Origin of the sequence: Sorangium sp. So ce204 (assembly GCF_051526795.1) — a bacterium.
GTDB lineage: Bacteria > Myxococcota_A > Polyangia > Polyangiales > Polyangiaceae > Sorangium > Sorangium cellulosum_B.
Genome location: NZ_CP150317.1, coordinates 7,562,859 through 7,583,113, shown reverse-complemented (window position 1 = coordinate 7,583,113; position 20,255 = coordinate 7,562,859). Strand labels below are relative to the sequence as shown.

Here is a 20,255-nt window from a genome sequence, read left to right as displayed (position 1 = left end):
CGCGCCGGTGATACCGTCGTCTCGCGATGGACCGCACGCTCGTCGACGAGGGGAGCTCCTCCCGCGATCCGGGCCCGGTGCCCATGCCCGCGGGCGGGCTCGCGCACGCCCCCGGCGACGTGCTCGACCGCCGCTACCGGCTCCGCGTCCGTCTCGGCCGCGGCGGCTTCGGCGACGTGTGGCGCGCCGAGGAGCTCCTGCCCGACGGCGCGCCGTTCCGCGAGGTCGCCCTCAAGCTGCTCGTCTCGGACTTCGCCGACGCCGCCGACTGGGCCGACGAGGCCAAGCTCCTCGCCTCGTTCCGCCACCCGTCGCTCGTCACCATCTACGCCGCCGGCATCCTGCACGGCGCGCCGAGGACCCCGTTCGTCTCGATGGAGCTCCTTGAGGGCCGCAACCTCGCCGACCTGATCCGCTTCCGCCGCCGCATCCCCTGGCGCCGCGTCGTCGCCTGGGCCCGCGACGTCGCCGGCGCGCTCGACGTCATCCACGCGCGCGGCGTCGTCCACCTCGACCTCAAGCCCGCCAACCTGTTCCTCACCCAGGACGGCGCGCTCAAGGTCCTCGACTTCGGCATCTCGCGGCGCGCGGGCGCCCCCGTCTCCCGCGCCCCCGCCGTCGCCGTCGGCGGCGGTCATGACAGCGGCGGCGGCGACCTCGGCACGGCGGCCTTCCTCGCCGAGCGCGACGTCTACGCCTCCACGCGCCGCGCCTTCGTCGGCGCGGACAGCCCCGCCGCCGCGCGCAACGTCATCGGAACGCCGGGCTTCATGGCGCCGGAGGTGCTCGAGATGGCCGAGCCCACCGCCGCCACCGACGCCTATGCCCTCGCCGTCTGCATCGCGCAGCTCGCCACCGGGCGCCTCCCGCACGCCGTGCCCGACGAGCCGGACGACTGCTCCGACCCCGCGAGCGTCTCCGCCTGGTGGACCGAGCTCCGCGCCGCGACCCTGCGCGGCACCATGCGCGACCTCGAGCGCGACCCCGCGCGGCTGCCGCGCGGCCTCGTCGCGCTCCTCCAGCGGCTCCTGTCCGTCGATCCAGCGCACCGGCGCGTCGCGCCAGGGAAGCTGACGCAGCTGATCGACGAGGCCTGGGAGCGGCCCCACGGCGTCCCCGATCGGCCCTACAGGGGCCTCGCGGCGCTCTCGTCCACCGACGAGGGGCTCCTGTTCGGGCGCGACGACGACACCGCGCGCCTCGGGCGCGAGCTCGAGTTCGAGCCGTGCGTCGTGCTCCAGGGGCCGCGCGGATCGGGCAAGAGCTCGCTCGCCTCCGCGGGGCTCGTGCCCCACCTCGCGCGCCGCCACGTCGACCAGAAGGACGACTGGATCGAGGCGCGCCTCACCCCGGGCGACGACCCCGACGGCGCCCTCGCCCGCGCGCTCGCCGCCGTCTCGCCGGAGCTCGAGGCCGCGGACCTCGACGCCCTCACCAGGTTCTGCATGGCGTCCGCCGTCGGCGTCGCGCTGATCGTCGACCCCATCGCGCCCCTCGGCGACGGGCGCCTCGCCGCCCTCGTGGGCGCGCTCGCGACCGGCGAGCCGCGGCGAGGCCTCCGGCTCATCGGTGTGCTCGACGAGGCCGACGACCGCACCGCGGCCCTCCTCGCCACCCCGGCCGGCGAGGGCCTCCGGGCCGCGCTGCGCTACGTGGGGCTGCCCGCCGCCGCCGCCGTGAAGGACCTCGTCGCGGGCCCGGCGAAGCTCGCCGGCGCCGAGGTGCGCGGGCTCGCCCAGGTCGCGGCCGAGGCGCAGCGCGAGCTCCGGCGCGGCGGCGCGGCGCTCTCGTTCATCGCGCTCGCCCTCGCCGAGTGGTGGGAGCGCGCGCGCGCCCTTCGCGGCGCGCTGAGCGGCGAGGCCTGGCAGGAGCTCGGCGGCGTGCGCGGCGCCCTCGCGCGGCACGCCGACGCCGCCCTCGCCGCCCTCGCCCCGGAGGACCGCGCGATCGCCGACGAGGCGCTGCTCCGGCTCGGCGCGATGGACGGGTCGCGCGTCCGCTGGCTCGAGGCGGAGCTCGCCGAGGCCGTCGCCGCGCCGCCCGACGATGTCGACCGCGTCCTCGGCGCCCTCGAGCGCGCGCGCCTCCTCGTCCGCCGCGACAGGTCCGTGGAGCTCGCCCACGAGTCGCTCGTCTCGAGCTGGCCGCACGCCGCCGCCACCCGCGCGCTGCACATGGAGCGGCTCATCCTGCTCGAGCGGCTCCGCGAGGCCGCCGACGTGTGGGATCGCTCCGGCGAGAGCCCCGATCTCCTCCTGCGCCGCGACCTGCTCGAGCAGGTGCAGAAGAGCGCGGCCCTCGCTTCGCGGCTGCCGCGGCGCGAGCAGGCGCTCGTGCGGGAGAGCCTCCGGCGCGCCCGCGCCCAGCGCGCCAAGAACATCGGCGCGGCCCTGGCGCTCGGGCTCACCGTCGCCTCGGGGTTCGTGGCCGAGCGGTGGGTCGCGGCGCGCCAGGCGCAGGCCGAGGCCAAGGCGCGCGAGGCCGAGGAGCGCGCCGAGCTCGCCGAGCTCATCGGCAAGGCGCGCCGCACGGAGGACCCGTACCACCGCGCCGCGTGGATCGCCGCGGCCCTCGCGCGGCGCGCGGACGACGCGGCGCTGCCGCTCGATCTCGCGTCGGCCGCGGTGGGCCTGCCGCGCGCGCGCTTCCTGACCGTCGACGGCGTGGTGGGGCCGGCGCTGCCGTGGGACGATCGGTGGGTCATCGCCGGCGGCCCCGGGGGCTCGCTGCTCGTCGCCGACCTGCGCCCGCCCGACCCGGAGGTCATCGACGACGTGGCGCTCGACGCCGACCCGGAGAGCATCGAGCGCGCCAAATCGCCGCGCGTCCTCGCGCTGCGGCCGCACGACGCCCCGCACGTGGAGCGCGTGCCGTTCGCGTTCGACACGGCGCTCGCGACGCGCTCGGTCACCGGCGAGGTCCGCGTCTTCCGGCTGCGGGAGGGCGGCACCGTCGCGCTGGCCGCTGTCGCGCCGGTGCGCTGCAGCAGCGCCGTCCACGCGGCCGAGGCGGCGCCCGTCCTCGCTTGCTCGACCGACGGCGGGATCGCGCGCTGGGACATGCGGCGCGGCGGCGGCGCCGAGGCGGTCGATCGGCACCCGTTCCGCGGCAACGTGCTCGGCGTCTCGCCCGACGGCGCGCGCGTGGCGGCGGTGCTCGGGCGCAGGGCGCTGCTCTGGGGGTCGGGCGGCGGCGCGGGCGCCGAGATCACCCTGGGCGCGCCCGCCGTGCTCGGCCGCTTCAGCCCGCGCGATCCCGTGATCGCGCTCGTGCAGCAGAGCAGGACGTCGATCTACGCCCTCGACCGGCCCGAGGCGCCGCTCTTCGAGCTCGACACGGATCCGGCGCCCGCGTCGGCGCGCTGGGACGCGGGCGGGCTCGATCTGGGCGTGTGCGGCGGCGGCGGCAGCGTCTGGCACTACCTCCGGAAGGGCGGCCGCGCCGCGGGCGATCCGCCGCCCGAGGGCTCGCCGTGCGAGGCGACCCCGGGCAAGGGCGCGCCGCGGCCGCTGCGCGCGCGCGGCGAGGTGGCCGACATCGCCGAGCGCGACGTCGGCCCGCACGCGCTCCTCGGCGGGTGGCGGCTGCCGGACCGGCGCGTGCTCACGCGCGATCTCGTCCTGTTCAGCCCGGGCGCGCCCGCCGCGGAGCGCCTCCTCGGCTTCGAGGGGCTCGACCCGGAGGGGAGCCCCGAGGTGCGCGGCGCGGCCGCCTCGGCCGCGGCCGCGCTGCGGCGCGGGGGCGTCGTCGCCTTCGAGCTCGGCGGCGAGGTGCGCCTGTACGACGAGGGCTCGCGGCGCCGCACGGCCGCGCGGCGGGGCCACCTCTTGCGCGCCTGCGACGACGGCCGGCTCATGGCGTACCGGCGGGACGAGGGGGTGTGGACGCTGTTCGACGCGACGACCGGCGCGACGGTGGAGGTGGTGCCGAGGGCGCCGGCGCTCGTGCTCGGCGTCGACGCCGCCTGCCGGACGCTGTTCACGCAGGAGCTCGACGGAAACGTCGTCGCGACGTCGCTCCGCGACCTGTCGTCCCGCACGATCGCGGTGACCGACGGCTATGTCTACGAGGCGCGCCCGAGCGCCGCGCGCGGCGACGTCGGCCCCGGGCTGTGGCTTTCGTTCAGCTCGGGCGCGCTGGCGCGCATCGACGAGGCGCGGGGCGAGGTGCGGGTCCTCGGGTATGCCACGCCGCGCGCGACCGCGATCGCGGACGGCCCCCTGCCGGGGGACGCGGCCTTCGCGGACGCGACGGGCGTCGTCGTGATCCGCCGCGCCGGCCTCACGGAGCGGGTGCTCGAGGGCGTGAGCGGGGCGGAGTGGGAGGACATCGCCGCCGCGCCCGACGGCAAGACGTTGCTGCTCTCGTCGGCGGACCGGATCGCGGCGCTCGACCTGGAGCGGCACGAGATCGTCGGCGCCATGCCGTCCGAAGGCCGCGAGCGGCTCGCGCCGTGGGACGCCGACGGCTCGGTGCTCTCATGGTCCTTCGGCCGCGTGGGCGGGGCGACCGGCCTCGTGGTGCCCCGGGGGCTGCCGCTCGCCCAGCGCGTGGGAGAGGCGGTGTCGAACCTGAGGGCCCAGGGCAAGCGGCTCGTCCCGCGGCTATGAGGCCGCGGTCGACGCGGCAGGTCAAAGCCAAAGTCAAAGCCAAAGCCAAAGCCAAAGCCCGCCGTCGCGCCGTATTGTAGGGCCTGCCCTCACCCGCGCGCTCGCGACCGCGCTCGCGCGAGAGCAGAAGGCGTTGGCTCCGCTGCGGGAACGACGTAGGCTGTGGCAATCGTGCCCGCGTCCGAACCGAACCTGAATGCATCACTTTTCCTGTGCATCACGTTCTTCCCGAGCGACCGCCTGGCGACCGCGGTGCTGCGGCTCGTGTCCAGTTTCTGCGGGATGATCCTGGACGACGCGAACGTGAGCTCGCGGTTCTACATGGCCGCGCACGAGCTCGCCGAGAACATCACCAAGTATTCGACGGGCCCCAAGGTCAGCCTGGAGCTCGCGCTGGAGGAGGCCGAGAGCTCCTGTATCCTGAAGATCCGCGCGCGGAACGAGGCCTCTGCCGATCGCCTGCGCGAGGTGGAGAGGCGGCTGCTCGAGCTGAAGACGACGAGCGATCCGGTGAAGCACTACGACGAGCTTATCCATGAGACGGCGATGGTAGACGGGGTGTCGGGGCTCGGCCTCGCGCGGGTGCGCGCGGAGGGCGGGCTCGACGTGGACTACAAGATCGAGGGGAACGAGCTGACGATCATCGCGCACGCGCCGGTTGGGAGATGGAGGGGAGATGAGCAGCTTGAGGGTTGAGTCCGTCGTCACGGACAGCTTCGGGATCGAGCCGACCCTGAGGGAGGACACCCTCAGCGTCAAGCTCACCGGCACGGGCGACATGGCGGCGGCCGCGCCGCTCGGCTCCTACTGCAAGGCCCTCCAGGCGGAGGTGGTGCGCCTCTCCGTGAGCGCCGTGGAGTTCGACGTAAGGTCTCTTTACTTTTTGAACTCGAGCTGCCTGAAGGCGTTCATCGGCTTCATCTGCGGGCTCGCGGGCCTGGGGCTGAAGTGCAAGGTGCAGTTCCTCACGGACGCGAGGCTGGGGTGGCAGCGGCGGAGCCTGACGGCGCTCGAGCGCATGTCCCCCGAGCTGGTCTCCATCGCGGACGCCTGAGGCGAGGACTGCAGGGCACGATGAAGAAGCGCCGGACGATCGCCCTCCTCATGGACTACGTACGAGGCGAGTACCAGTCCGAGGTGCGCTTCGGGGTCGAGCGCGCCGCCGAGGCGCACGACGTCAATCTCATCATCGCCTTCGGCGAGACGCTCGCGCTGCCCGGGGCGGCCAGCACGGCCCAGAACAGCATGTATCACCTCATCGGCGCGGAGACGGTCGACGGCATCATCGTCGCCTCGACGACGCTCTGCCACCACGTCGGCACCGAGGGGATGAAGCGGTTCTGCCGGTCCTACGCGCCGCTGCCGATCTGCAGCCTCGGGATGGCGATCGACGGCATCCCGAGCCTCCTGGTCGACAACGGCCTCGGGCTCGATCTCTCGGTCGGACACCTCGTCGACGGCCACGGGTGCCAGCGCGTCGCGTACATCGGCGGGCCGCCGAGCAACGAGGAGGCGGAGGTCCGCGCCGACGCCTACCGGAGGGCGCTCGCGGACCGCTCGCTCCGCGCCGACGAGCGCCTCGTCGCGTTCGGCGGCTTCACGATCGACACGGGGCGCGCCGCGATGCGGGAGATCATCGGGCGCGGGGCCGCGTTCGACGCCGTTGTCGCCGCCAACGACAACATGGCGCTCGGGGCCATCGAGGAGCTCAAGGCGCACGGCCTGAGCGTCCCGAAGGACCTCCCCGTGTGCGGCTTCGACGACGCCGTCATCGCGCGCTTCGCGAAGCCGTCGCTGTCCACCATCCGCCAGCCCATCAAGCGCATCGGCGCGCGCGCCGTGGACATGATCGTGCGCATGATCGAGGGCGAGCCGGTCCCCGAGTACAACCTGTTCCCGGTCGAGCTCACGCTGCGCGAGTCCTGCGGCTGCGGGTACCAGGTGGAGCCCGCGGGCGCGCCCCCGAGCAAGGCGTGGAGCGCGCCGCTCCCGTCCGCTGGCCAGCGGGACAATCTGGAGCGCCTGCTCGAGAAGAGCGTCGCGATCCCCGCCGGGTCGCTCGACGGCTGGGCCCGCCTGCTCCTGTCGGCGCTGGAGGAGGAGCTCGCGGGGACCGAGGGCCGCTTCCTGCGCGCTGTCGAGTCGCTCCTCGACGCGGCGGGGCGCGAGGGCGCGATCCTCGAGCACTTCCAGGGCATGATCACGCTGCTCCGCGAGCAGTTCCGCCGGGGTAACGGGGCCCTCCGGGACGCGGTCCTCGACGAGGCGCTCGAGCGGATCTGGCACGCCTCGCGGATCGTCATCGGGAGCGCGTCCGTGCGCGCCGAGGGGCAGCAGCGGCTCAACGTGGAGCTCGCGTCGCTCTACCTGAGCTGGAGCGCGCGGAGCTTCTCGACCTGCCTGAGCCTGCCCATCCTGCGGCGCATGATGGCGTCGGAGCTGCCGCGGATGCAGTTCTCGCGGGTCGCGGTGTCGCTCTATGACACCGCGCACGACCCGCAGCGCACCACCATGAAGGCGCTCTTCCTGATGGAGGACGGCCGCGAGCTGGAGCCGCCGGCGGAGAGCTTCCCGGCGCGCCGCCTCGCGCCCGAAGGGTTCCTGGGAGGCCGGGAGCGCACGAGCATGATCGCGCTCCCCGTCGCGTTCGGCGACGAGGAGAAGTTCGGTGTCGCGGTGCTCAACAGCGGCGCGAACGAGATGGTCTATGACGCCCTGCGCCTCCAGATCGGCTCGGCGGTCAAGGCCGCGGCGCTGCACTGGGAGGTCGTGCGGCAGGTGGAGCTGCGCGAGCGGCTGGAGCAGGAGAAGGTCCGCCAGGAGAGCGTCGTCGCGGCGCGCATCCAGACGACGCTGGTGCCGGCGCAGCTCTCGGTCGAGGGCCTCGAGCTCTCCGCCGTCATGAAGCCGGCCGCGGAGGTCGGCGGCGATTACTACGACGTGCTCGCGACGGACGAGGGCGGTTGGCTCGGGATCGGCGACGTCGCGGGGCACGGGCTCGCTGCGGGGCTCGTGATGCTGATGATCCAGAGCATGATCTCGGCCCTGACGCGCAACGACCCGCGCGCCAGCCCCGGGGACATCCTCTCTGCGGTGAACGGGGCGGTGTACGAGAACGTCCGCAGTCGGCTGAAGCGGGACGAGCACGCGACGCTGCTCCTCTTGCGGTACGAGCGGAGCGGGCGGGTGACGTTCGCGGGGGCGCACGACGACATCATCGTGTGCCGCGCGCGCACCCGCCGCTGCGTGTGCATCCCGAGCTCGGGCGTCTGGATCGGCGCGCTGCCCGCCATTGACGCGATGACGCGAGACGCCGAGTTCGTCCTGGAGGACGGGGACGTGCTCGTGCTCTACAGCGACGGCGTGACGGAGGCGCGCAACGCGCACCACGAGCAGTTCGGCCTCGAGCGGCTGTGCTCCACCATCGAGTCCTCCCAGAGCGCGCCCGCCGAGGCGATCCGGGACCGGATCCTCGGCGAGGTCGAGGGCTGGTGCCCGAGCCCCGATGACGACATCACGGTGGTCGTGGCGAGGTACAGCGCGCCTCGAACACTGTAACTGTGGCAACTGTGGCCCGAGGCCGCCCGCTTTCCTACATGAGCGCTATCGTCGGTGTCAGCAGAAGGGATTGGATCCGGGTTGAGAACCACGTACGCTGCGCCAATCGTGTCAGTGTCCGAACCGAGTCCGAACGGGTCACTGTTTCTATGCATCTCGTTCCATCCGAGCGAGCGTATGGCCAACAGCGTGCTTCGGCTGGTGTCCAGCTTCTGCAGCATGGTGCTGGACGACGCCAACGTGAGCTCGCGGTTCTACATGGCCGCGCACGAGCTCGCCGAGAACATCATCAAGTACTCCTCGGGCCCCAAGGTCAGCCTCGAGCTCGCGCTGGAGGAGCGCGAGAGCTCCTGCGTCATGAAGATCTCCGCGCGGAACGAGGCGTCGCCGGAGCGGCTGCGCGAGGTGGAGAGGCGGCTCTTCGAGCTGAAGGCGGCGAGCGATCCTGTGAAGCACTATGACGAACTCATCTGTGAGACGGCGATGGTAGAAGGGGTGTCGGGGCTCGGCCTCGCGCGGGTGCGCGCGGAGGGCGGGCTCGACGTGGACTACACGATCGAGGGCAACGAGCTGACGATCATCGCGCACGCGCCGGTGGGGAGGTGGAGGGTCGATGAGCAGCTTAAGGGTTGAGCCCGTCGTCACGGACAGCTTCGGGATCGAGCCGTCCCTGAGGGACGACACCCTCATCGTCAAGCTCACCGGCACGGGCGACATGGCGGCGGTCGCGCCGCTCGGTCTGCTGCTCAAGGACCTCCACGCCGAGGCGGCGCGCCTCCGCGTGAGCGCCATCGAGTTCGACGTGAGGGCCCTTTACTTCCTGAACTCGAGCTGCCTGAAGGCGTTCATCAGCTTCATCGCCGGCGTCGCGAGCCAGGGGCCGAAGTGCAAGGTGGAGTTCCTCACCGACGCGAGGCTCGGCTGGCAGCGGCGGAGCCTGACGGCCATCGAGCGCATGTCTCCGGAGCTCGTCTCCATCGCCGATACCTGACGCGAGAGCCGCGGGAGATGAGCGAGAAGCGCCGGACGATCGCCTTCCTGATGGACTATGTCGGGGGAGACTACCAGTCCGAGGTGCGCTTCGGCATCGAGCGCGCCGCGGAGGCCCACGACGTCAATCTCGTGATCGCCTTCGGAGAGACGCTCGCGCTGCCCGGCGAGGGGGGGGCGGCTCAGAACAGCGTCTATCAGCTCATCGGCCCGGAGACGGTCGACGGCATCATCGTCGCCTCGGCGACCCTCTGCCATCACATCGGCATCGAGGGGATGCGCGAGTTCTTCCGGGCTTACGCGCCGCTGCCCGTCTTCAGCATCGGGATGGCGATCGACGGTATCCCGAGCCTCATCGTGAACAACGGCCTCGGGATCGAGCTCTCGGTCGGGCACATGATCGACGTCCACGGGCGCCGGAACATCGCGTACGTCGGCGGACCGTCCAACAACGAGGAGGCCAGGGCGCGCGCCGACGCCTACTGGGCGGCGCTCGCGGCGCGCGGCCTCCCGCTCGACGAGCGCCTCTTCGCGGCGGGCGCGTTCACGATCGACAGCGGCCGCGTCGCGGTGCGCGACATCCTGGACCGCGGGGTCGAGGTCGACGCCGTGGTCGCCGCCAACGACAAGATGGCCCTCGGCGTGATCGAGCTGCTCGCGGAGCGGGGGCTCCGCGCCCCGCAGGACATCCTCGTGTCCGGCTTCGACGACGCCTTCATCGCGCGCTTCTCCAAGCCGTCGCTCACCACCGTTCGCCAGCCCATGAAGCGGCTCGGGGCCCAGGCGGTGGACACGATGATGCGCATGCTCGACGGCGAGGTCGTCGAGGACGTGGCGCTCCTCGACGTCGAGCTCACCTGCCGTGAGTCGTGCGGCTGCCGGGTCCAGGCGAGCGCCTCGCTCGCGCCGTCGGCCTCGACGCCGCGCGACGGGGCGTCCCTGATCGCGGCGCGGCGGGAGTCGCTGGAGACCGCGCTCAGGAGGAGCGTGGCCATCCCGACGGGCTCGCTCGATGGCTGGCCTGGCGAGCTCCTGTCGGCGCTGGAGGACGAGCTCGCGGGGCGGGAGCACCGCTTCCGGCACGCGCTCGAGGCGCTGCTCGACGCGGCGGGGCGCGCGGGCGCGATCCTCGATCACTTCCAGGGCGTGATCGACGTGCTCCGGGAGCGGCTCGGCCGGCCGCCGTCGGGCGGCGGGGGCGTCGCTCTCTACGACGCCCTCGAGCGGCTCTGGCACGTATCGCGCATGGTCATTTCGAGCGCGTCGATGCGCGTCGAGGGGGAGCGGCGGCTGACCGTGGAGCTCGCGGCGACGTACCTCAGCTGGAGCGCGCGGAGCTTCTCGACGTGCCTGAGCCTGCCCGGCCTGAAGCGCGTGCTCGCGTCGGAGCTGCCGGTCCTCGGGATATCGCGGGCCGCTGTGTCGCTGTATGACGACGCTCCCGAGGCGCAACGAGGTGTCATGCGGTCGCTCTTCCTGATGGGGGACGGCCGCGAGGTGGACCCGCCGGCGGCGAGCTTCCCGGCGCGGCGCCTCGCGCCCGACGGGTTCCTTGGAGGCCGGGAGCGCACGACCATGATCGCGCTTCCGGTCGCGTTCGGCGACGAGGAGAAGTTCGGTGTCGCCGTGTTCAGCAGCGGCGCGCACGAGCTGATCTACGACGCGCTCCGCCTCCAGATCGGCTCCGCGACCAAGGCCGCGGCGCTGCACCGGGAGATGGTCCGCCAGGTGGAGGCGCGCGAGCGGCTGGAGCAGGAGAGGGTCCGCCAGGAGAGCGTCGTCGCGGCGCGCATCCAGACGACGCTGGTCCCGGAGCGGCTGTCGGTCGCGGGGCTCTCGCTCTGCGCCGTCATGAAGCCGGCCGCCGAGGTGGGCGGCGACTACTACGACGTGCTCGCGACCGCCGACGGCGGCTGGCTCGGGATCGGCGACGTGGCGGGGCACGGGCTCGCGGCGGGGCTCGTGATGCTGATGATCCAGAGCATGGTCTCGGCGCTGACGCGCAGGGACCCGAGGGCGAGCCCCGCCAGGGTGATCTCGGCCATCAACGCGGCGCTGTACGAGAACGTCCGCGGCCGCCTGAAGCGGGACGAGCACGCGACGCTGCTCCTGCTCCGGTACGAGCGGAGCGGGCGGGTGACGTTCGCCGGGGCGCACGACGACATCCTCGTGTGCCGCGCCAAGACCCGCCGCTGCGTGTGCATCCCGAGCTCGGGCGTCTGGATCGGCACGCTGCCATCCATCAACGAATTGACGCGAGACGCCGAGTTCGTCCTGGAGGACGGCGACGTCCTCGTGCTCTACAGCGATGGAGTGACCGAGGCGCGCGACGCCCACCATGAGCAGTTCGGCCTCGAGCGGCTCTGCACCACCATCGAGGCCGTGCAGACCGAATCCGTCGTGGTCATTCGTGACAGGATCCTGAAGGAGGTCGAGGGGTGGTGCCCGAGCCCCGACGACGACATCACGGTCGTCGTGGCGAGGTACCGCGCCCCCCGGCAGCCCTGATGCATCGGTCGAGGCGCGGCGGCGCGCCGGCGAAGCGGCGAGCGCCGTGGTCGAGAGGGACACCGTGAACGGGAACGGCGCGCCGGGGCGCTCGCGATCGTTCGCTCGCCTACATGGGCACACGGCCGATCAAGGGGGATTGGATCCGGTGCAAGAATTACGTACGCTGCGTGAACCGTGTTAGCTTCCGGACTGAGCCAGGACGCTTCACCGTTCTTGTGCATCACGTTTTTCCCGAGTGAACGGATGGCTAGCGCGGTGTTACGGCTGGTGTCCAGCTTCTGTGGGATGGTGCTGGACGATGAGAGTGAGAGCTCGCGGTTCTACATGGCCGCGCACGAGCTCGTCGAGAACCTCATCAAGTACTCGTCCGGCCCGGAGGTCAGCCTCGAGCTCGCGCTGGAGGGGGGCGAGGGCGCGCGGGTGCTCGTGATCCGCGCGCGGAACGAGGCGTCGCCGGAGCGGCTGCGCGAGGTGGAGCGGCGGCTCTCCGCGCTGAGGTCGGCGAGCGATCCTGTGAGGCACTATGACGAGCTCATCCGTGAGACGGCGATGGTAGAAGGGGTATCGGGGCTCGGCCTCGCGCGGGTGCGCGCGGAGGGCGGGCTCGACGTGGACTGCACGATCGAGGGGAGCAGGCTGACGATCATCGCGCAGGCGCCGGTTGCGGGATGGAGGGGAGATGAGCGGTTTACGGGTTGAGCCTGTCGTCACGGACAGCTTCGGGATCGAGCCGACCCTGAGGGACGACACCCTCGGCGTCAAGCTCACCGGCACGGGCGACATGGCGGCGGCGGCGCCGCTCGGCCTTTGCCTCAAGGCCCTCCAGGGAGAGGTCATGCGCCTCTCCATCAGCGCGGTGCAGTTCGATATAAGGGCTCTTTACTTTCTCAACTCGAGCTGCCTGAAGGCGTTCATCAGCTTCATCTGCGGGCTCGCGGGCCAGGGGCTGAAGTGCAAGGTGCAGTTCCGCACGGACGCGCGGCTAGGATGGCAAAGACGGAGCCTGGCGGCGCTCGAGCGCATGTCTCCGGAGCTGGTCTCGATCGAGGACACCTGACCGGAGAGCCGCAGGACAAGATGAAGAAGCGCCGGACGATCGCCCTCGTGATGGACTATGTGCGCGGCGAGTACCAATCCGCGCTGCGGATCGGGGTCGAGCGCGCCGCCGAGGCGCACGACGTCAACCTCGTGATCGCCGTCGGGGAGACGCTCTCCGCCCACGGCCCCTCCGAGGCCGCCCAGAACAGCATCTACCGCCTCGTCAGCGCGGAGGCGGTCGACGGCATCGTTGTCGCGTCGGCGACGCTGTGCAATTTCGTCGGCGCCGAGGGGGTGCAGCGCTTCTGCCTGGACTACGCGCCGATGCCCCTGTGCAGCATCGGGATCCCGCTGGAGGGCATCCCGAGCATCGTCGTGGACAACGGCCTCGGGATCGAGATGGCGTCCGGCCACCTGCTCGACGATCACGCGTGCCGGCGCGTCGCGTACATCGGCGGGCCGGTCAACAACGGGGAGGCGAGGATCCGCGCCGACGCGTTCCGCAAGGCGCTCGCCGCGCGCGCGATCCCGTACGACGAGCGCCTGGTCGCGAGCGCCCAGTTCACGATCGAGACGGGCCGCACCGCGATGGCCGAGATCCTGGACCGCGGGGTCGAGATCGACGCCGTCGTCGCGGCGAACGACAACATGGCCCTCGGCGCGATCGAGCTCCTGAAGGCGCGGGGCCTCGACGTGCCGAGGGACATCCTTGTGTGTGGCTTCGACGACGTGGGCGTGGCGCGCTACGCGAAGCCGTCCTTGACGACGGTTCGCCAGCCGATCAAGCGGCTCGGGGAGATCGCGCTCGAGACGGTCGTGCGCATGCTCGACGGCGAGCCCGTCCCCGATCGGAACATGCAGCAGATCGAGCTGACGCGGCGCGAATCCTGCGGCTGCGCGTACCAGGCGATCGCGATGCGGCCGCTCACGAACCCGCCGCGCGTCGGGGCGATGTCGCTCGGCGGCCGGCGCGACGAGCTGGAGCGCGCGCTCGAGCAGGCCGTGGGGATCCCGACCGCGTCGCTCGACGGCTGGGCCGGCGGGCTCCTGTCGGCGCTGGAGGAGGAGCTCGACGGACACGACGGGTGCTTCCTGCACGTGCTGGAGCGCGTCCTCGACACGGCCGGGCGCGAGGGGGTGTTCCTCGATCTGTTCCAGGGCGTGGTGACGCTCCTGCGCGCGCGGCTCCGGCGGCCGGTCGAGGAGGGGGGCGACGCCGCCGTGAACGAGGCCCTGGAGCAGCTGTGGCATGCGTGCCGCGTCCTCATCGGGAGCGCGTCCGTGCGCGTGGAGGGGCGGCAGCGCCTCGACGTCGAGGTCGCCTCGATCGACCTGAGCTGGAGCGGGCGGTGGTTCTCGACGTGCCTGAGCTTGCCCCTCTTCCAGCGCATGCTGGCCTCGGAGATGCCCAGGCTGCACTTCACGCGCGCCGCGGTCTCGCTCTACGACGACGCCCAGCGAGCCACCATGAAGACGCTGTTCCTGATGGAGGACGGCCACGCGGTGACGCCGCCGACCGAGGGCTTCCCGTCGCGCACCCTGGCCCCTCCCGGGTTCCTGAGCCCGAGCGAGCGCACGAGCGTCGTCGTGATGCCGCTCACGTTCGGTGAGACCGAGTATTTCGGGGTGATGGCGCTGAACAGCGGCATGAACGAGATGGTCTACGACGCGCTGCGGCTCCAGATCGGCTCCGCGGTGAAGACGGTGGCGCTGCACCGGGAGATGGTGCGTCAGGTGGAGCTGCGCGAGCGGCTGGAGCAGGAGAGCGAGCGGCAGGAGACGGCGCTCGCGGCGCGCCTCCAGACGACGCTGGTGCCGGAGCAGCTGCACATCGAGGGGCTGGAGCTCTCGGCGGCCATGACGCCGGCGGCCGAGGTGGGCGGCGACTACTACGACGTCATCGCGACGCCCGAGGGGGGGTGGCTCGGGATCGGCGACGTTGCGGGGCACGGGCTCGCTGCGGGGCTCGTGATGCTGATGATCCAGAGCATGGTGTCGGCGCTGACGAGCAGGGACCCGGGCGCGAGCCCGAGCGAGCTGCTCGCGGCGCTCAACAAGGCGCTCTACAAGAACGTGCGCGGCCGCCTGAAGCGGGACGAGCACGCGACGCTGCTGCTGCTCCGGTACGAGCGGGGCGGGCGGGTGACGTTCGCCGGGGCGCACGACGACATCATCGTGTGCTCGGCGCGCACGCGGCGGTGCGTGTGCATCCCGAGCTCGGGCGTCTGGATCGGCGTGTTGCCCGTCATCGACGAGGTGACACGGGACGCCCAGTTCGTCCTGGAGGACGGGGACGTGCTCGTGCTCTACAGCGACGGGGTGACGGAGGCGCGCAACGCGCACCGCGAGCAGTTCGGGCTGGAGCGGCTCTGCACCGCCATCGAGGCCGCGCAGACCGCGCCGGTCGAGGCGATCCGCGACAGGATCCTGAGGGAGGTCGAGGGGTGGTGCCCGAGCCCGGACGACGACATCACGGTCGTCGTGGCGCGGTACCGCGCGCCGGCGTAGCGCCCGAGGCTGGTTACCGTCGCGACCCAACCTGGGTGGGCAGCCCGGACGGCCCAACCCGGACGGCCCAACCTGGGTGGGCAGCCCGGATGGCCCAACCTGGGTGGGTGGCCGCGGATGACCCAACCCGGGTGGGGAGGCGCGGATGGCCCAACCCGGGTGGGTGGCCGCGGATGACCCAACCCGGGTGGGGAGGCGCGGATGACCCAACCTGGGTGGGTGGCCGCGGATGGCCCAACCCGGGTGGGGAGGCGCGGATGACCCAACCCGGGTGGGTAGGCCGGCCAGGCCCGCTCCGGCTCAGTCGACCGAAGGCACGGTGGCGTCGACCCGGGTTGGGAGCCCGCGCGCGCCTGCGGGCGCGCGGAACGCTGCGCCCGACAGCTCCCGCCGCATGCAGGTGGCCGCCTCGTCGTAGCGGGGGTCGGACGCACTCCCGATGATCGTCGGCACCACGATATAGCCCTCGGCGTCGACGTTGAACTCCACCCGGATGGCGTCAGGCGGCAGCAGGCTCCCGCCCGGGCCGCGGCAGCGCTGCACGAGGTCCCAGTAGAGCTGCGCCCGCGCCGCCTTCTCGATCGCCGGGCTCGACATGTTGGCCTGCACCATGGGCGCGCCGATCTCGACGCGCGAGCGGGGGGCAGGGGTGGGGGCGGGCGCCGGCTCCGGCGGGGGCGCGGAAGGCGCCGGGAGGCCGGTGCTCGTGCCGATCTTCGCGACGCTCACGCCATCGGCCGGCCCGGGGGCGGCCTCCCGCGCGGCGGCGAGGATCTCCTCGAGCGCATCCGGCTCGACGGACCCCACCGCCGGCGCGCTGTCCGTCCGGAGGCGGGCGCCGCGGTCGTCCAGCGACGCGGCGGCGCCGCGCGCCCAGGGGGTGAGCGCCCCGGCGTCGGCCCCCGCCGGCGGCGCGGGCGGCGGGCGCTCGCAGGCCGCGAGCAGCGGGAGCAGGGCCACGAGCGCGGTGCGCACGAGGAGAGGGTCGATCGAATGCGCGTCGCGCGCAACAGCGCCGGCAGTGTACCGTGGCATCGCACGTCGATGCGCGCGCTCCTCGCGATCCTGCGGATCGGTCTTCGCTCGCTGCGCGAGGGGAGCGTGTCGCCCATGTCGTCGTCATCGGGAGGCTCGCGAGGCGGCTCTTCCAGCGCCGCCGCGCGCCTCGCCCTCGTCGTGGCGCTGTCGTCGCTCGCGGGCGCGCTGTCCGGCCTGCTCCCGGCGATGGCCGGCGTGGCCATCGGCGCCGTCTCCGGACGCGAGGCGCCGCCCTCGGGCGGCATCGGCGGCGCGCTCGCCCGGCTGCTCGCCGGCGCACCGCCGGCGGCCGTGGTCCTCGCAGCGCTCGGCGCCACGCTCGTGTCCGCCTCCCTGGCGGTGCTCTCGGGCCGGAAGAGCTCGGAGCTCGGCGGCGACCTCACCGCCGCGCTCCGCGTCGCGCTCTTCCGGGCGGCGCTCTCCGCCTCGCCCCGCGACGTGGACGCCGCCGGGCGCGCGCTCATCGCGGCGCAGGCGGCGGGGCCCGCGCCGCGGCCGCCGAGCGCCGGGCCCGCGCCGCCCGTCCGGGGCGCGGAGGTCGTGCGGCTCGCGATCGCGCGGGACGCCGGCCTCGTCGCCGATTTCGCGATCGCCGTCGCGACCGGCTTGCCCCAGGCGCTCGCGACGCTCGCCGTCCTCGCCGGGTCGCTGGTCTCGAGCGGCATGGCGCTCGTCCTCGCGGGCGGCGCGGCGCTGTTCGCGGCCTCGCGCCTCGCGGCCGACCGGGCCTCGGGCCGCGTGGCGCGCGCGATACGGGAGATGCAGCACGCCGACACGGCCGTCTTCGGCGCGGTGGGCGAGGCGCTTTCGGGAGCGGAGGACCTCCGCCTGCTCGGCGCGCGCGCCCAGGCCGAGGGAGAGCTCGCCGCGGCCGCGCGCCGGGTCGCGGACGCGCGCCGCCGCTTCGGCCAGGCGCTCGCCGTCTCCGGCCAGATCAAGGGCACGCTCGCCGCGCTCTCGCCGCTCGTCATCGTCGCCGCGCTCGCGGCCTCTCGCGGGGTCGCCGGCGCGGGTCAGGTCGGAGAGCTCCTGCTCGTGGTGCCGCTGCTGATGGCGCGCCTCGAGGCGCTCGACGCCCTCCGCGCCGGCTTCATCGAGCGCGCCTCCCTGCTGCGCGCGACGCTCGCGCTGCTGCGCCTGCCCGAGCACCCGCCGCGCCCCTCCGGCGGCCTCGCGGTGCAGCTGGACGGCGAGGCGAGGCGCCCCCTGTCGATCGCCTTCGAGGGGGTCACGTTCACGCCGCCGGGCGCGAGCCGCCCCGTCCTCGATGGCGTGTCGCTCTCGATCCCCGCCGGAGCGGTCGTCGGCGTCTGCGGTCGCTCCGGCAGCGGCAAGTCGATGCTCCTGCGCCTGCTCCTGCGCCTCGACGAGCCGTCGTCGGGCGCGATCGCCGTGGGTGGCGTGGATCTGCGGCAGATCCCGCCCGAGGAGCTCCCGCGGCTGTTCGGCGTGGTGGGGCAATCGACGCGGCTGTTCGAGCGGAGCATCGCGGACAACCTGGCGCTCGGCCTCGATCCCGCGCCCACGGAGGAGCGCATGCGCGAGGCGCTCCGCCGGGTGGAGCTCGACGAGCTCGCAGGCGCGCCGCCGGCGGGGGGCGAGGCGCGGCCTGCGCGCGGCCTCGCGACGGAGGTGCGCGCCTCACCGCCGAGCCTGTCGGGCGGTGAGGCGCGGCGGCTGCTGCTCGCGCGGGTGCTGCTGCGCGAGCCGCGGGTCTTCGTGCTGGACGAGCCGGAGGCGGGCCTGCCGGGCGCCACAGCCGAGGCGGTCCTCCGCACGGCGTGCGAGGTCGCCGCCGGGCGCACGGCCATCGTCGTGACCCACGCGCCGCACCTCCTCAGGTCGACGTTCAACGTGCTGCTCGACGGCGGTCGGGTCGCGGCGGTGGGCACGCACGAATCCCTCCGCGAGAGCTCGCCGCTCTACCGGTCGCTCCTGGCCGAGGCGCTGCAGCGAGCGCCTGCTCCCGCGAGGCCGGCTTCGGGCTGACCCAGGGAGGTCGTGGCTCTCGAAGCGGCGCTGCGGCAGGAAGAGCATGGACTGTTCATAAATGTTGAGAAGGATTCGATGGATAGCCAGGGAGCGGTTCGTCGACAGCTCCTTGACCGCGAGCGGCCCAAGGAGATCGACGGAGCCGAGATCCTGCCTGCGAAACGGCCTGTTCCACGGGGTCTTCGGCGAGAGGTCGGCCGGTAGATCGAAGGCGGGGGAGGAGAGATACTGTTGAATCGAGTGCATCGCTTCGCTTTCTTGGCGTTCGTCTGGCCGCGAGCGTGGCGGTCGTGCGGGGACCGACGCACGAGCCCGAGCGGGGCTCGCAGCGCCACCGTGCTCGGCGCAATTGGGCGGGGTCGTCGCCCTCAGGCTCGGCGCGCGAGTGCAATCCACAGACCATGCCCGCACGGAAGGTCGGAGCGGCTTGAATCTGACCGAGGCGCGCACCCCTGGAGCGGGCAGCGGGAGAGCCTCCGCGCGGTCATGGCGCTCGGCAGGGCTTCTGCGCGCAGGGGTCTTGCTCGATCGAGCAACGGTTGGAGACGATGCGGGCAGACTGGACGACGCTTCTCGGGCTCGTGCGCTGAGCACCAGCGCTTCGAGCGACACACGAGCTGCCTATCGGCCGGGCGCATCGGGACGCCCACGGACAGCGCCCGTGCCGCGCCTTTTCAGCTGGGTAACGGGCTCATCACGGGCGCGGTGTTTCGCGTAGAAGGCCGCGCCGGCTCGTCGGATCCACACGTGGGCCGCGTGTGCTGTCCTGCCGAGTCCGGCATCAGCGCCGCTCTTGTTCATGAGGCGGCCTCCATGGTTGTGCGTCAGGTGTCTATTGAGAAGTAGTATTTATAAAGCGGCTGCCGCCGACGAGCGCGACGGCAGCGACGAGGAGCAGGAGGCGACAGGTGAGGCCGCAAGGCGGTTCAGCTCAGGGCGCGCCGCGGGCCGTGCGGATCGAGGGATAGAGGGCGCTCGCCTGACGGGGCTCCGCTGCCGTGCAGATTGGCCGCTCGTCCGGATATCATGGTTGGAAGGGGTCGTGCGCTCGCCTGCGCGGCCTCACCGGTCGCCGGGGCCGCTCGCTCTCACGGTCTGGTTGGCGATCTGCTCGGTATCGCTGCCGGGGCGGAGCGCCTCCTCCGGCACGTCCGCCGGTACATCGGGGGGGCGGCCTGCGAGCCCTCGCGCGAGGCAGACGAGGATGGAAGCGGTCCCCCAGGCGAGCGCGAACGCGACGCCTGCGTCGACGATCGCGCGGTACGGCGGGGGCATCTGCCGGACGAGCACGATGAGCGCCACGATGCCCGCGATGAGCACCCACGTCGCGATCAGCCGGCGGCGCGTCGTGTGAAAGAGCGCCATGCAGTAGAGCGGCGCCAGCGCCACGTGCAGCGGACGACGGTGGTCCGCGAGGTGGAGCGCGCGCGCGACTACCCGCGGCGAGAAGCGCTGCTGAAAGCCGCGATACCCCTCGAAATAGGCGATCGCGACCGTCCAGACCCCAAGCAGGACGAGCTGGCCTGTCGTGAGATCGTGGGCTGTCAGGATGCGAACCGCCGTGGCCCCGAGGCGGTAGATGGCCTCGACCAGGACGGCCACGACGCCGAGGACACCCCAGAGGACGACGGCGAGACGGCGCTGCTGCTCGCGGGTGGACGAGCTCATCGGACCCGCGCCGGATCGAGGGGCCTCGCGGCCGCGGGGCGCGAGCCGTCTGCCGCGTACGGGGGCGATCGCTTCGGACGGTGCGCAAGGCAGCCGAATCGCGGCATGTCGTCGCATGCTAGGAGAGGTTCGGAGCACGTCAACCGGAACCTCAGCCGGCAGGAGACCGCCTGTGGCACCTGCGCCGGCAGCGCTGCACCGGGCCTCTGCCGGCTGTCGGCGCGCCGGCATCGCGCCGGCGGCATCGCCGGCATCGCCGGCATCGACCCGGGTTGGGGGCGCGAGGCGACCCGGGTTGGGGGCGCGAGGCGACCCGGGTTGGGGGCGCGAGGCGACCCGGGT

The 20,255-nt window shown here is 73.1% G+C and carries 13 protein-coding genes; 11 read left to right on the top strand and 2 right to left on the bottom strand.

Annotation, left to right across the window (positions count from 1 at the left end; translation table 11 throughout):
* The first annotated feature begins 26 nt into the window (after positions 1 to 26).
* The 10 genes from WMF22_RS28250 (at position 27) to WMF22_RS28205 (ending at position 15,215) form a co-directional block, all read left to right on the top strand.
* Complete coding sequence (locus WMF22_RS28250; RefSeq protein WP_438031784.1) at positions 27 to 4,610, top strand: nSTAND1 domain-containing NTPase; 4,584 nt, start codon at positions 27 to 29, stop codon at positions 4,608 to 4,610.
* Positions 4,611 to 4,772: 162 nt separating this feature from the next.
* Complete coding sequence (locus WMF22_RS28245; protein ID WP_438031783.1) at positions 4,773 to 5,306, top strand: hypothetical protein; 534 nt, start codon at positions 4,773 to 4,775, stop codon at positions 5,304 to 5,306.
* Positions 5,287 to 5,664, top strand: a complete 378-nt coding sequence (locus WMF22_RS28240) for a hypothetical protein (RefSeq protein WP_437293110.1) — start codon at positions 5,287 to 5,289, stop codon at positions 5,662 to 5,664. Before WMF22_RS28245 ends, WMF22_RS28240 begins: the two co-directional genes overlap by 20 nt.
* Before the next feature lie 20 nt (positions 5,665 to 5,684).
* Positions 5,685 to 8,168, top strand: coding sequence for a SpoIIE family protein phosphatase (locus tag WMF22_RS28235; protein ID WP_437293109.1), 2,484 nt, complete (start codon positions 5,685 to 5,687; stop codon positions 8,166 to 8,168).
* A gap of 177 nt (positions 8,169 to 8,345) precedes the next feature.
* Complete coding sequence (locus WMF22_RS28230; protein ID WP_437766227.1) at positions 8,346 to 8,801, top strand: hypothetical protein; 456 nt, start codon at positions 8,346 to 8,348, stop codon at positions 8,799 to 8,801.
* Complete coding sequence (locus tag WMF22_RS28225; protein WP_438031782.1) at positions 8,782 to 9,159, top strand: hypothetical protein; 378 nt, start codon at positions 8,782 to 8,784, stop codon at positions 9,157 to 9,159. The genes WMF22_RS28230 and WMF22_RS28225 overlap by 20 nt, the downstream gene beginning before the upstream one ends.
* A 17-nt stretch (positions 9,160 to 9,176) precedes the next feature.
* A complete protein-coding gene (locus WMF22_RS28220) occupies positions 9,177 to 11,666 on the top strand; it encodes a SpoIIE family protein phosphatase (protein ID WP_438031781.1) in 2,490 nt (829 codons plus the stop codon).
* A gap of 288 nt (positions 11,667 to 11,954) precedes the next feature.
* On the top strand, positions 11,955 to 12,368 hold the full coding sequence (locus WMF22_RS28215; protein WP_437293105.1) for a hypothetical protein: 414 nt from the start codon (positions 11,955 to 11,957) through the stop codon (positions 12,366 to 12,368).
* Positions 12,349 to 12,726, top strand: a complete 378-nt coding sequence (locus WMF22_RS28210; RefSeq protein WP_437293104.1) for a hypothetical protein — start codon at positions 12,349 to 12,351, stop codon at positions 12,724 to 12,726. The genes WMF22_RS28215 and WMF22_RS28210 overlap by 20 nt, the downstream gene beginning before the upstream one ends.
* Before the next feature lie 20 nt (positions 12,727 to 12,746).
* On the top strand, positions 12,747 to 15,215 hold the full coding sequence (locus tag WMF22_RS28205) for a SpoIIE family protein phosphatase (RefSeq protein WP_438031780.1): 2,469 nt from the start codon (positions 12,747 to 12,749) through the stop codon (positions 15,213 to 15,215).
* Positions 15,216 to 15,515: 300 nt separating this feature from the next.
* Here WMF22_RS28205 and WMF22_RS28200 read toward each other — a convergent pair whose 3' ends face one another.
* A complete protein-coding gene (locus tag WMF22_RS28200) occupies positions 15,516 to 16,190 on the bottom strand; it encodes a hypothetical protein (RefSeq protein ID WP_437293102.1) in 675 nt (224 codons plus the stop codon).
* An 18-nt stretch (positions 16,191 to 16,208) separates the two neighbouring features.
* Here WMF22_RS28200 and WMF22_RS28195 point away from each other — a divergent pair, with 18 nt between their 5' ends.
* The gene (locus tag WMF22_RS28195; RefSeq protein ID WP_438031779.1) at positions 16,209 to 18,242 is read left to right on the top strand and encodes an ATP-binding cassette domain-containing protein; all 2,034 of its coding nucleotides are present in this window, start codon (positions 16,209 to 16,211) and stop codon (positions 18,240 to 18,242) included.
* Between the two features lie 1,065 nt (positions 18,243 to 19,307).
* On the opposite strand, the gene WMF22_RS28190 is transcribed toward WMF22_RS28195, so the two are convergent.
* Positions 19,308 to 19,913: a hypothetical protein gene (locus WMF22_RS28190; protein ID WP_437293100.1), complete on the bottom strand. Its 606-nt coding sequence runs from the start codon at positions 19,911 to 19,913 to the stop codon at positions 19,308 to 19,310.
* Between the last annotated feature and the right edge of the window lie 342 nt (positions 19,914 to 20,255).